Below are 12,697 nucleotides of genomic sequence, written 5' to 3' on the forward strand. Positions count from 1 at the left end.
TTGCGCGGTGATTTCGCCTTAAGCTGAGCCGCAGGCTGGGTGGGGGAAAGTGCCATGGCAAAGTATCGCGAGCGGCTCCAGGCCATGCTGTGGGCGGGCGCCCTTGCCGTTTCGGTCCTGGCTGGCGCCGGCTCCGGTAACGCCGCCGAACGACGCATCGTCCCCGCGCCCGATTTTGACTATTACGGCCATGATTACGATGTCCTGCGCGATGCCGATGCCAACCTGTGCGAAACGGCCTGCCTGTCCGATACGCAATGCAAGGCCTTCACGCTGAACGTTTCCACCGGCTGGTGCTTCCTGAAGTCCGCAGTCGGCCCCGCCCGGCAGACGCCCGGCGCCATGTCGGGCCGTATTGTGGATGCCGGCCCGGAACCCGATGCCGCCGCCATGGCCGCGCGTGAGGCCAGCCTCGATTTCCTGCCGTCGTCTTTGGTGGACGATGCACGGCGCCTGCGCCTGCAGTTGCAGGGCGAAGCGCTGGGCACGACGCAGACGCCGCAGGAGCTTTTGAGCACTGCGCGGACCGCGTCGGACGAGGCTGGCCCCGCCGCCGCCATCGAGGCCTATCGGCGCTATCTCGGCGTGGCGCCGGGGGATGCATCCGCCTGGCGGGCACTGGCCGAGTCCGCGCTCGACGACAAGCCGGAGGACTGGGACCGCCGCAGGGCGGTCGAGGCGCTGCGTGCGCAGGCGGCCATATCGGCCTATGTCACCGCGCCGGACGATGCCGAAGCGGCCGCCGCCCTGGACCTCCTGGCCCAGGCGCAGGGAGAGGACGAGAACTGGCGGGGGGCGATCCGCACGTGGCGTGCCGCCACTGCGCTGGGTGCCGATCCGCAGATCGCCCAGAGGCTGGAGGATGCCCTGACGGATCATGGCTTCCGCGTCACCGGGAACAGCGTCGACAACGATGCCGCCAGCCCGCGCATCTGCATGAACTTCTCGGATGAATTGTCCCCCTCTCTCATCGGATCGGACCGCGCCGGCGATTACCTGTCCGTCGATGGCGGGGATGCGCTCCCGGTGACCGCTTCGGGCCGGCAGCTCTGCGTCGACGGCGTCGAGCATGGCCGCCGCTACCGGGTCAAGGCACGGGCCGGCATTCCGTCCGCACATGGCGAGGTTCTCCGCAAGGATGCGGAAGGCATCGTCTATGTCCGCGATCGCACCGCCTCGGCCTTTTTTGCGGGCAACGCCTATGTCCTGCCGTCGGGTGGCGCCGTGTCATTGCCGGTCACCAGCGTCAATGCGGACGAGATTTCCCTGCGCCTGCTGCGCCTCGGGGACCGTCAGCTGGCCCGGTCCCTCGGCGACAACCAGTTGCTCACGCGGCTCGGCAGCTACCAGCTCGACGACATCGCCGCAAACAGCGGCGAAGAGGTGTGGACCGGCACGGTCAGCGTCGCCAACCGGCTCAACCAGGACACGGTGACGGCCATTCCGCTGGCCGATGTCCTGAAGGAGTCCAAGCCCGGCATCTATCTTCTGGCGGCGACGCCGTCCAACGGCAATGCCGCGCGCGACGAGCCGGCGCTGCAATGGTTCGTGCTGACCGATCTGGGGCTTTCGACGCTGTCGGGCGCGGACGGTTTCCATGTCACCGTCCGCTCGCTCGGGCGCGCCGACGCGCTGGCCGGCATCACGCTCCAGCTCATCGCAGCCAACAACGATATCCTGGCCACGGCCACGACCGACGCCGACGGGCACGCCACCTTCGCGCCAGGCCTCCTGGCGGGAACGGGCGGCGACCGACCTGCGCTCCTGACCGCCGAGCGCGGCGGGTCAGAGCCCGATTTCGTGTTCCTGGACCTGACGACATCCGGCTTCGACCTGTCCGATCGCGGCGTGGCCGGCCGGGCGCCGGCCGATGCGCTGGATGTCTTCCTGACGCCGGAACGGGGCATCTACCGCCCCGGTGAAACGATCCACCTGACGGCCCTTGTGCGCGATGCAGACGCCAGGGCCGTCGACGGCGCGGTGCTGACCATGATCGTCCGGCGGCCCGATGGCGTGGAATATCTGCGCAGGGTCGTGTCCCCGCGCGATGCCGGTGGCACGGCGCAGGATGTGGACCTGCCGGCCGGCGCCATGCGCGGAAGCTGGCATGTGGCCCTCCATATCGATCCCGAGAGGCCGGCCCTGGCCTCGACCGACGTGCAGGTGCAGGACTTCGAACCGCAGAAGATCGCCTTCGATGTCGATCCCGTTGCACAGTTCGATCCCTCCGCGCCGCCGGACGTGTCGCTGAAAGCGCGTTACCTGTTCGGGGCGCCGGCTGCCGGCCTTGCCGTCGAGGGCGAAGTCGTCCTGTCGGCCGCGCAGTCCCTTGCCGCCCGGCCCGGTTACGTCTTCGGGCTCTCCGACGAGGAGGTCACCCCCTTGCGCGTGCCCTTCGAAGGAACGCAAACGGATGCCGAGGGGGTGGCCGGCATCGGGCTGTCCCCCTTCGAGCCCCCGGCGACCACCCGCCCGGTCAGCGCGGAATTGATCGTGCGGGTGCTGGATTCCGGCGGCCGGCCCGTCGAACGGCGCCAGACCGTGCCGGTCGCGGCCGAGGGCACGCGGATCGGCATTCGGCCCGATTTCGACGGCGAGGTGCCGGAGGGCGGCACGGCCGGCTTCTCGGTCATCGCCCTGGGGGCGGCCGACGCCACGCTCCCGCAGACGGGGCTGCGCTGGGTGCTCAACCGCATCGATACCGAGTTCCAGTGGTACCAGTCCGGCGGGCAGTGGAATTACGAGCCCATCCGTCGCAGCGAACGCGTTGCCGATGGCATGCTGGACCTTCCGGCCGATGGATCGGGCAAGATTTCCGCGCCGGTCGGCTGGGGGCGTTACGAGCTTCTGGTTTCGGGCGAAGGGGTGATCCCCGCCAGCATCGGCTTCGATGCCGGATGGTACGTCGCGGCGACGGCCGCCGACACGCCCGAGATTGCCGAGGTCAGCCTGGACAAGCCGCGCTATGCGGTGGGCGAGGAGGCCATCGTCCATGTCGTTCCGCGCTTTGCGGGCAAGGCTGACATTCTCGTGCTTGGCGAAAGCCTGATCGACCGCGTGAGCGTGGACCTTCCGGCCGATGGCGCCGATATCCGCCTTCCGGTCACCCAGGCCTGGGGCTCCGGAGCCTATGTGGCGGCGATGATCTACCGCCCGATGGATCTGGAACAACGGCGCATGCCGGGCCGGGCCATCGGCCTGTCGCATGCCGCCGTGGATCCGGGCGCCCGCGACCTGCAGGTATCGATCGAGGCGCCGGAGGTCATGACACCGCGGCAATCCATAGAAGTTCCGGTGCGTGTCGCCGGGCTGGCGGCGGGCACGCGCGCCTATGTGACCCTCTCGGCCGTGGATGTCGGCATTCTGAACATCACCGATTTCGCCGCGCCGGCGCCGTCGCACTATTACTTCGGGCAACGCCGGCTCGGCGTAGCGATCAGGGATCTGTACAGCCGGCTCATCGACCGGATGCAGGGCGCGCTCGGTGCCGTGCGCTCGGGCGGCGATGCCGGCGCCGACGCCGTGTCTCCGCCGCCCATGGACCAGCTCGTCGCGCTCTATTCCGGGATCGTCGAAACCGATGCGCAAGGCGTGGCGCGGGTCGAGCTCGCCATTCCCGATTTCAACGGCACGTTGAAGCTGATGGCCATGGCGTGGACACAGGACGGCGTCGGCCAGGCGGATCGTGACCTTGTGGTGCGGGATCCGATCGTGGCCGAACTGGTGCGTCCGCGCTTCCTGGCGCCGGGCGATAGCTCGCGCATCGTCGTGGAGCTGGCGCATGTGGACGGGCCCTCCGGCAAGGTCGCGCTCGCCCTGACGGGCGGGGAGGGCGTCCTGGAGGTGGAAGCGTCGCCGACGACCACCGTGGACCTGCCCGCCGAGGGACGGGCCCGCTACACCATCCCGGTGCGGGCGGCAGCGCCCGGCCTTGCGGAGCTGACCCTGACGGTCACGCCGCCGGATGGCGGCGCGGCGCTCGAAAAGCATGTATCCATGGAAGTGCGTTCCCTGCGGCCGCAAGCCGTGGCACGCTCCAGCTTCCCGCTCGCGCCCGGCCGTGGCATCACGCTCGACGATACGATCTTTGCGCAGTTCAGCGCGGCGGGCGCCTCGGCCACGCTGTCGGTCACGAGCCTGTCCGGCTTCGATGTGGCGGGTGCGGTGCGCGCGCTGGATCTCTATCCCTATGGCTGCACCGAACAGCTCACCAGCCGCGCCCTGCCCATGGTCTATCTGGATGAGACGGTCCTGGCCGCCGGGCTCGGCAGCGGTGTCGACGTGCGCGCCCGCGTGCAGGAGGCGATCACGAAAGTCCTGGCGAACCAGGGGTCGGGCGGCAGTTTCGGCTTGTGGGCGCCGGATTACGGGGATCTGTGGCTCGATGCCTATGTGACCGACTTCCTGACCCGGGCAGCGGAAGCCGATTACGCCGTCCCGCGGGAGGCGCTGACGATGGCCCTGGACAATCTGGCCAATCAGGTTTCCTACCAGCAGGAGCATTCGGACTGGGCGCCTGCATCCTATGCCTCTTACGTTCTGGCCCGATCCGGCCGGGCCGCCATCGGCGATCTGCGTTATGTCGCCGATAACAAGCTCAGTGAGTTCCGCAGCCCGCTCGCCAAGGCGCAGCTTGCCGCCGCGCTCGCCATCTATAACGATCGCGTGCGCGCCGAGACGGTCTACCGCGATGCCGTCCGGTCCATGCTCGGCCAACAGGGTGACGCGGACGCCTTCCGGCATTACGGCAGCGCCCTGCGCGACAGTGCTGCCATGCTGACGCTCGGGCTGGAAGGCGATATTCCGGGGACCGACCTGCAGCCACTCATTCAAAAGATCAGCGCCGAGCGATCCGGACGGACGTATCTGTCCACGCAGGAGGACGCCTGGTCCCTCCTGGCGGCGCATGCGATGGTGACCGCGCGCACGCCCCGCCTGGAACTGGACGGTGAAATCCGGGAAGGCGCCTATGCCACGCGCTTCACGGCGTCGGACCTGGCCCAGCCGGCCACGATCCGTAATGCGGGCCAGGAACCGCTTTCGGCCGATCTGACGCTGCGCGGCGTGCCGACCGAGCCGCTGCCGGCGGATGCGTCCGGCTACGCCATCTCCCGCAGCTACTACACGCTGGAGGGCGAACCGGCCGATCTGGAGCGGGTGAGCCAGGGGGATCGGCTCGTCGCCGTCCTGGATGTGCAGCCGGTGGACCGGAATGCCGCCCGCCTGGTGATCGACGATCCGCTTCCGGCGGGCTTCGAGATCGACAACCCTGCCATCCTGCGCGGCGGTGATGTGGCGGCGCTGGACTTTCTGGAGCTGACCGACGACGTGGCCCATACGGAGTTCCGGACCGAGCGCTTCATCGTGGCCGTCGACCTGTCCGAAAACGATACCGCCGCCATGCGTTTCGCCTATGTCGTGCGGGCCGTATCACCCGGCAGCTTCATGCACCCCGCCGCCGTGGTGGAGAACATGTACCAGCCCGAGCGCCGCGGCCGCACCGGGGAGTCCCGGCTGGTGGTGGCCGGAACGGCAGAATGACGTATCGGCGCGCGGGCGTTCTGGCTGCCAGCGCCGCGCTTCTATGCGTCGCGGTCGCGGTGCTCGGCCTTGTTCTGATGGAGCGGTACGGCGCACGCCGCATCGCAGACTGGCGTCCTCCTGAGACGGGTGTGATCGCTGAGGACCGTAATGGCGATCTGTTGCGGGTCTTCCCCCTGCCGGACGGGCGGTGGCGGCTTCCCGCCGAACCGGCCTTCGTCGATCCGCGCTTCCTGGCCATGTTGACAGCCTGGGAGGACAAGCGCTTCGCCGCGCATTCCGGCGTCGACTGGATCGCCTTTGCGCGGGCTGCCGTTCAGGCGCTGACGCATGGCCGGCTGGTGTCCGGCGGCTCCACGCTCACCATGCAGACGGCGCGCCTGATGGCCGGCCTGCCGCCGCGCAGCCTGTCGGCCAAGCTGGAGCAGATCGCCCTGGCTCTGGCGCTGGAACGGCGCTTCGACAAGACGCAGATCCTGTCTCTTTACCTGACGCTCGCGCCCTATGGCGGCCCGGTGGAGGGGGTTCGTGCGGCAAGCCTGTCCTGGTTCGGCAAGGAACCGCACAGGCTGACGGCCGCACAAAGTGCGCTGCTGGTGGCGCTGCCGCAATCGCCGGAGCGTAACCGCCCGGATCTCGCACCCGAGCGCGCGCGCCTGGCGCGCAACCGTGTGATCGACCGGATGGAGGCGCTGGCGATCCTGTCGGCCGACGAAGCCGGGCGTGCGCGGCGGGAGGCTATGCCAGCCCGGCGCCACGCCATGCCCATGCTGGCCGCACACGAGGCCGAGCGTCTGCGGCGTGCCGAGCCTAACGCGCCGGTTCTGCGCATGAGCATCGATCGCGCCATGCAGGAACGGGTGGAAGCCTATGCGCGCGAGCGCGTCGCCTCCATGCCCTCGCCGCAGAGCCTCGCTATCATGGTGAGCGATCCGCAGAGCGGAGAGGTCCTTGCTGCGGTGGGCGGCCCGGACATGCTGGACCGATCCCGGCAGGGCTTCGTGGACCTGTCGCGCGGGCTGCGCTCCCCGGGATCGACGCTCAAGCCTCTGATCTTCGGCCTCGCCTTCGAGCGCGGGGTGGCCCACCCCGAAAGCCTTCTCGACGATCGGCCGGTCAGCTTTGCCGGCTATCGGCCGCAGAATTTTGACCATGGCTATGAGGGGGTGATGACGGCGCGGCGGGCGCTGCAACTGTCGCGCAACCTCCCGGCGGTGGAGCTCTTGCGCCTGGTCGGACCTGCGCGGCTGATCCAGCGCCTGCGACTTGCCGGCGCCAGGCCCGAACTCGGCAGCCGCAGCCTGCCCGGGCTCGCCATCGGATTGGGCGGGCTCGGCGTCACTTTGGACGATCTGATGCGCGTCTATGGCGGCCTTGCCAATGGCGGTGTGTCCATGCCCCTGACGCGCCGGGCGGATGGCCCGCGGGAGCCGGCGCGGCGGATCCTGTCGCCTCAGGCTGCCTGGTACGTCACGTCGATCCTGGCCGGCGGGCCGACGACCAGCAGCGGCTCGCCCGGGACGCTCGCCTACAAGACGGGCACTTCCTATGGCTATCGTGATGCCTGGAGCCTTGGCTACGATGCGCGGCGTGTGGTCGGCGTGTGGGTGGGGCGCCCGGACGGAGCACCGGTTTCCGGCCTGGTCGGCCAAGACAGCGCCCTGCCGATCCTGCGGGGCGTCTTCGCAAGGCTCGGCGGGGCGGAGCGCCTGGATGGCCCCCCACCGGGCATCCTGGCCGCCGGCACCGCAGCCCTGCCGCCCCCCTTGCGCAAGATCGGGGCCCGCAATGCGCGGGTGGATGCCAGCGGCCGGCCGGAAATCGTCTTCCCGCCGTCCGGCGCGCGTGTCGAACTTGGCCTCGATGCGCCGGATGGCGCGTTCCTGTCGCTCAAGGTCCGGGGCGGACGACCGCCCTTCACCTGGTATCTGGATGGCCGTCCGGTCGCGTCATCCGTTTTCCCGCGCGAGGCCTCCGTGCCGGTCGCGCTGCCCGGCTTCGCCGAGATCGCCGTGATCGACAGCGTCGGCAATGCGGCCACCAGCCGTGTGCGCCTCGACGATGGGGAAGCGGATTGAGATGATAAGGCCGGGCCCGGCATCGCCGAGCCGGATGGTGGCGTCGTGCAGTTCGGCGATGGCCGCCACCATGGCAAGGCCCAGTCCGCTGCCCGGGGTCGAGCGGCTGCGATCCAGGCGGTACAGCCGCCGAAAGACCATGGCGTGCTCGGGCTCGGGAATGCCGGGCCCGCTATCGGCAATGACAAGCAGCCCCTCCGCCCCGTCCCGCGTCAGGGTCAGCGCGATGTGCCCGGGCGGCGGCATGTGGGTGATGGCGTTCTCGATCAGATTGGCCAGAAGCTGTGTCAGAAGATCGGGATCGCCCTCGACGATGATTCCCGGTTCGATCCGTTCATCCACCCGGTGCCCCGCATCCACCGCCACCTCGCGGTACAGATCGATGAGCCGCTCGCTTAAGGCGGACAGGGAGACCGAGCGGAACCTTGCCCGGCGTGCGCCGGCCTCCACCTGCGCAATGCGGAGCAGGGCGTTGAACGTATCGATGATGGTATCGGCTTCCACCAGCGCCTGATCCAGGGCGGCGTCGAGTGCGTCCGGGGCGATGGGCCCCTCGCGCAGGCCTTCCAGACGCTGCCGCAGGCGCGCCAGCGGCGTGCGCAGATCATGCGCGATGTCGGTGGAAACCTGCCTCAGGCTCTGCATCAGGCGTTCGATCCGGTCGAGCATGGCGTTGATATGGGCCGACAGCCGGTCGATCTCGTCGCCGCGGGCGCTCAGGGGCAACCGTCTGTCGAGCGCACCGGAGGTGACGAGGCGGGTCAGGTCCAGGATCCGCTCCAGCCTGCGCGCTGGCGCCCGGCTGAGCGCGTAACCCGTCGCCAGCGCCGCGAATGCGATGGCAAGGCTCCCGGCCAGGAGGAATCCCAGCACGATCTCCTTCGTCTCGTGCAGGATGTGGGAGTTGCGCCCGGCCATGACGCGGTACGGACCCATCTCTTCGCCCAGGCTGAACAGGCGGACCTCGTTGTCGCTGTTCATGCCGGCCGCATCCTTGAGGTTCTGATCCCCGTCCACCACCTCAGCCGGCAGGCGCATTTCCTGCCAGCCATCCTGCCAGACCGAGACCGGGATGTTGCCGCCCAGGAAGCGCTCGCCTTGCGCCAGAAGGTAGAAATTGTCGCCCGGCGCGCCTTCGGACCGCTCGTGAACGGCATGCGCCAGCTCCGCCAACCCGCCCTCCGTAAAGGCGCTGCGCAGCGCCGCCATGTCGTAGAGGATTTCCTGGCGCGATATGTTCTCGATCTCGGCCGTGGCGATCACATAGGTGATCCCCAATATGGCGGCCACGAGCAGGCTGAAGATCAGCGCATAGGTGCCGGCAAAGCGGAAGGCGATCGTGCGCAGCATCGCGGCATCATCCCTCCAGTATATAGCCCGAACCGCGCACGGTGCGGATCATCTCGCGGTCGAAGGGCTTGTCGACCTTGGCGCGCAGCCGGCTGATATGGGTTTCCACCACATTGGTGCGCGGGTCGAAGTGAAAGTCCCAGACACGCTCCAGAAGCATGGTCCGCGTGACCAGCCGCCCCTTGTTGCGCAGGAGGTATTCCAGAAGGCGGAACTCGCGCGGCTGCAGATCGATGGCCTGGCCGCTCCGCACCACGCTGCGGGCGATGAGGTTCATGGTCAGGTCCCCGGCCCCGAGCATCGTATCCTCCCGCCGCGCCGGGCCCCGCCGCGTCAACGCGTTCAGGCGCGCCAGAAGCTCGGAGAATGCGAAGGGCTTCAGGAGGTAATCGTCGCCGCCCGCTTCCAGCCCCTCGACGCGGTCGTCAACGCCGCCGACCGAGGTCAGGAACAGGATGGGCACGTCCCTGCCGGCCGCGCGCAGCGCCCGCACCAGCGACAGCCCGTCCAGCCGTGGCAGCATGCGGTCGACCACCAGCGCGTCGTAATCGCGCGTGAAGGCAAGTTCCATTCCCGTCAGTCCATCCGCCGCACGGTCCAGATCATGGCCGCTCTGCGTCATGCCCGCCGCGACATAGGCGGCGATGCTGTCGTCATCCTCGACCAGGAGAAGCTTCATAGCGCGGGTCCGGGCTCGCGGGCAGGGCAGGGCACTATACGGATTTGTATAGGAGCGGCCAGTCGCCTGCCAGCGTGGAGCGATAGGGCAGGGCTTGCGAACGGCCCTTGCCGCTGAGGAACGCCATGCGACTGCACAGACCTGCCCTGGGAAGCATCACACTATCCGCCCTGGTGGCGGCATGGCTTCTTTTCGGCCCCAATCTTTCCTTCTGGTCCCGCGGGCTGGAGTATTTCGGCCGCTACCCGCTGACGCTGGCCGCCTTCGCGGCCGGGCTGTACCTTCTGTTCTTTGCCGCGCTGACGACCCTGTCGGTCAAGTATCTCACCAAGCCGCTCTTCATCGCGCTGATCCTCATAGCGGCCGCCGCCAGCTTCTACATGGACACGTTCGGCATTCTGGTGGATCGCCAGATGATCCAGAACGTGATGCTGACCACGCCGGCCGAGGCCAGGCACCTCATCACCCCGGACTATGTGCTGCACATGATCCTCTTCGGGTTGCTGCCGGCCGGCCTGGTGGCCCTGGTCAGGGTCCGACATCGCGATTTCGGGGCGAAAGTCCTGCGCAATGCCGGCATGGTGCTGCCGGCGCTGGCCTTGGCGCTCGGCATCGTCGCCCTGAACTACCAGTCCTTTGCGGGCACGTTCCGTGCGCATCGCGATCTGATGGGAAGCCTGAACCCGGCGGCGCCGATCGCCTCCGCCGTGCATTACGCAGCGCGCCGCCTGCAGGAGCGCGACATCGTCGCCGCGCCGCTTGGCCTGGATGCCCGCCAGTCCGACCGCATTGCCCATTCGGCGCGACCCGTCGTGACCGTGCTGGTCGTGGGGGAAACGGCCCGTGCGCAGAATTTCGGCCTGAACGGCTACAGCCGCGACACGACCCCGGAGTTGCGGGAACGGCAGGTGGCCAATTTCACGGATGTGTCGAGTTGCGGCACCTCCACCGCCGTGTCGGTTCCGTGCATGTTCTCGGTCTATCCGCGCAAGGCCTATAGCGAGGCCAAGGCCCTGGCGAGCGAGAACCTCGTCGATATCCTGACCCATTCCGGGCAGGACGTGCGCTGGTACGACAACGATACGGGTTCGATGCAGGTGGCCGACCGCATTCCGTATGAGTTCCTGCCGGCCGGCAACGACACCGCCTCCTGTTCCGGCGGCGAATGCCATGACGATATCCTCGTGAAGCGGCTGGACAAGGCGCTCGATGCGGTGAAGGGCAACAGCGTCATCGTCCTGCACCAGCTCGGCAGCCACGGCCCGGCCTATTTCGAGCGCTACCCGCCGGAGTTCGAGCGCTTCCGGCCCGCCTGCCACAGTCAGGAATTCTCCGACTGCACGCGGGACGAGATCGTCAACGCCTATGACAACACCATCCTCTACACCGATCATGTCCTGTCGCAGATGATCGACCATCTCGCCGCGCGCACCGACCTGGCGACGAACCTGTTCTACCTGTCCGATCACGGCGAATCCTTGGGCGAGAACGGGCTCTATCTTCACGGCGCACCGTATTTCCTTGCGCCCGAAACCCAGACCCATGTGCCCATGATCGCCTGGTTCTCGCCCGGCTACGGGGATCTCGTGTCCCTGGACCGCGCCTGCGTGGCAGATCTGTCGGATGCCGAACTGTCGCAGGACAATGTGTTCCATACGATGCTGGGCATGTCGGAGGTCTCCACCGCCGTCTACGAGCCGGGGCTCGACATCTTCGCACCCTGCCGCAACGCGCAGGTCGCGGAGGCCCATCGGGGAGTGGTGCGATGACCATCGGCACCGGGCTCAAGACATCCGGCGCGCGGCACGTCCTTGCGGCGGCACGATATTCCATGGCCGGACTGCGCCGGCTGTGGCACGAAACGGCCTTCCGCCACGAGGTCCTGGCCGCCAGCCTGCTCCTGGGGCTTCTCCTTCTGGCCGGATGCGGCGTGGCAGAGGTCCTGCTGCAGGCCGTGCTCCTGATGATCCTGTTCGCCTGCGAGGCATTGAACACGGCGGTCGAGGTGATCGTGGACCGGGTGTCCCCGGAGATTTCGACCTTTGCCGGCCAGGCTAAGGATCTCGGTTCCTTCGCCGTCTTCTCGCTCATTGTCGCCAACGGGCTGTTTGCAGCGGCGTCGCTGATACGGCTGGTCTGATCCTTATGGTGCCGTTGCACCTTGCGATTGCAGCCTTAGCGGCTTAATCCAGAGGGCATGCTTGTCCTGCGTATCCTCCTGGCGCTGATGCTCGTCCTGTCCGCAGGTGCGGCTGCGCGTGCCGCCAGCACCGTGGATGCCCCGTGCCCGAGCAAGGTCATGATACAGGCCTGCCTGAAGGCCGATCTGCAGCCGATCCTTCTGCCCGGTGCGCAGGACGGCCCGTCCTGTGCCGCCAAGGCCATCCCGGCTGCCGTCGCGGAGCTTGCCATCCGGCCGGTCCGGATCGTTTTGCCCCGGCGGCAGGCGCTGCTTCTACCGGAGGGAACCTCTCCGGCCGCGCGCGAGCGCCCACCCCGTGCCCTTCAGGCCTGACGCATAACACCAAGACCTGAAATCGAACTGCCATGACCTTGGGCCGCGCGCGGCCAGATGGCATGTTCCTGCATGGACGACAAGACAATGAACGATCCTCGATTCGATGTGCCCTCGCGTATCCCGGCCCTCAACGGCCTCTATGCCGGCCTCTACACAGCGTCCGAAACGCTTTTGCGCGTGGTCTGCGGGCTGGCGCTCGTGACCCACGGTCTGCCGAAGATCATGAACCCCTTCGGTGCCGTCGGCATGGTGGAGGGGCTCGGCTTCTATCCCGGCGTTTTCTGGTCGCCGCTCCTGGCGCTGACGGAGTTCTTGGGCGGACTTCTGATCGCCATCGGCTTCCTGACCCGCCCGGCCGCCCTGGCCGCGACGATCGTCCTTCTCGTGACCGTATGGTTCCACTGGATCACGCAGGGGCAGGGCTATTCCGGCGCGGAAAAGTCCATCCTTTGGGCGGCCATCACGCTGTTCTTCGCCATTCGCGGGGCCAACCGGCACTCGGTCGACGCCGCCCTCGGACGCCAGTTCTGA

At 68.1% G+C, this 12,697-nt stretch carries 7 protein-coding genes and 1 pseudogene; 6 read left to right on the forward strand and 2 right to left on the reverse strand.

Annotated features, from left to right (window positions below):
• The first annotated feature begins 54 nt into the window (after positions 1–54).
• Complete coding sequence (locus AUL30_RS16925; RefSeq protein WP_062229072.1) at positions 55–5,541, forward strand: alpha-2-macroglobulin family protein; 5,487 nt, start codon at positions 55–57, stop codon at positions 5,539–5,541.
• The gene (gene pbpC, locus AUL30_RS16930; RefSeq protein WP_062229073.1) at positions 5,538–7,619 is read left to right on the forward strand and encodes a penicillin-binding protein 1C; all 2,082 of its coding nucleotides are present in this window, start codon (positions 5,538–5,540) and stop codon (positions 7,617–7,619) included. Before AUL30_RS16925 ends, pbpC begins: the two co-directional genes overlap by 4 nt.
• 42 nt (positions 7,620–7,661) lie before the next feature.
• On the opposite strand, the pseudogene AUL30_RS20165 reads toward pbpC, so the two are convergent.
• Together AUL30_RS20165 and AUL30_RS16940 are read right to left on the reverse strand one after the other, a co-directional pair.
• Positions 7,662–8,969: pseudogene (locus AUL30_RS20165) on the reverse strand (ATP-binding protein); the annotation flags it as partial.
• A gap of 7 nt (positions 8,970–8,976) precedes the next feature.
• Positions 8,977–9,648: a response regulator transcription factor gene (locus AUL30_RS16940; protein ID WP_062229074.1), complete on the reverse strand. Its 672-nt coding sequence runs from the start codon at positions 9,646–9,648 to the stop codon at positions 8,977–8,979.
• A 125-nt stretch (positions 9,649–9,773) separates the two neighbouring features.
• Between AUL30_RS16940 and AUL30_RS16945 the strand changes: the two genes are divergently transcribed.
• The 4 genes from AUL30_RS16945 to AUL30_RS16960 all read left to right on the forward strand — a co-directional run bounded on the left by AUL30_RS16945 (position 9,774) and on the right by AUL30_RS16960 (position 12,697).
• On the forward strand, positions 9,774–11,417 hold the full coding sequence (locus AUL30_RS16945) for a phosphoethanolamine transferase (protein WP_062229075.1): 1,644 nt from the start codon (positions 9,774–9,776) through the stop codon (positions 11,415–11,417).
• Positions 11,414–11,788, forward strand: coding sequence for a diacylglycerol kinase (locus tag AUL30_RS16950; RefSeq protein ID WP_062229076.1), 375 nt, complete (start codon positions 11,414–11,416; stop codon positions 11,786–11,788). The genes AUL30_RS16945 and AUL30_RS16950 overlap by 4 nt, the downstream gene beginning before the upstream one ends.
• Before the next feature lie 57 nt (positions 11,789–11,845).
• Positions 11,846–12,163 (forward strand): hypothetical protein, encoded by a 318-nt coding sequence (locus tag AUL30_RS16955; RefSeq protein ID WP_062229077.1) that lies wholly within the window; start codon positions 11,846–11,848, stop codon positions 12,161–12,163.
• A 72-nt stretch (positions 12,164–12,235) separates the two neighbouring features.
• The gene (locus AUL30_RS16960) at positions 12,236–12,697 is read left to right on the forward strand and encodes a DoxX family protein (RefSeq protein ID WP_062229078.1); all 462 of its coding nucleotides are present in this window, start codon (positions 12,236–12,238) and stop codon (positions 12,695–12,697) included.

It is taken from the genome of Aureimonas frigidaquae, from assembly GCF_001463905.1.
GTDB classification, from domain to species: Bacteria; Pseudomonadota; Alphaproteobacteria; order Rhizobiales; family Rhizobiaceae; genus Aureimonas; species Aureimonas frigidaquae.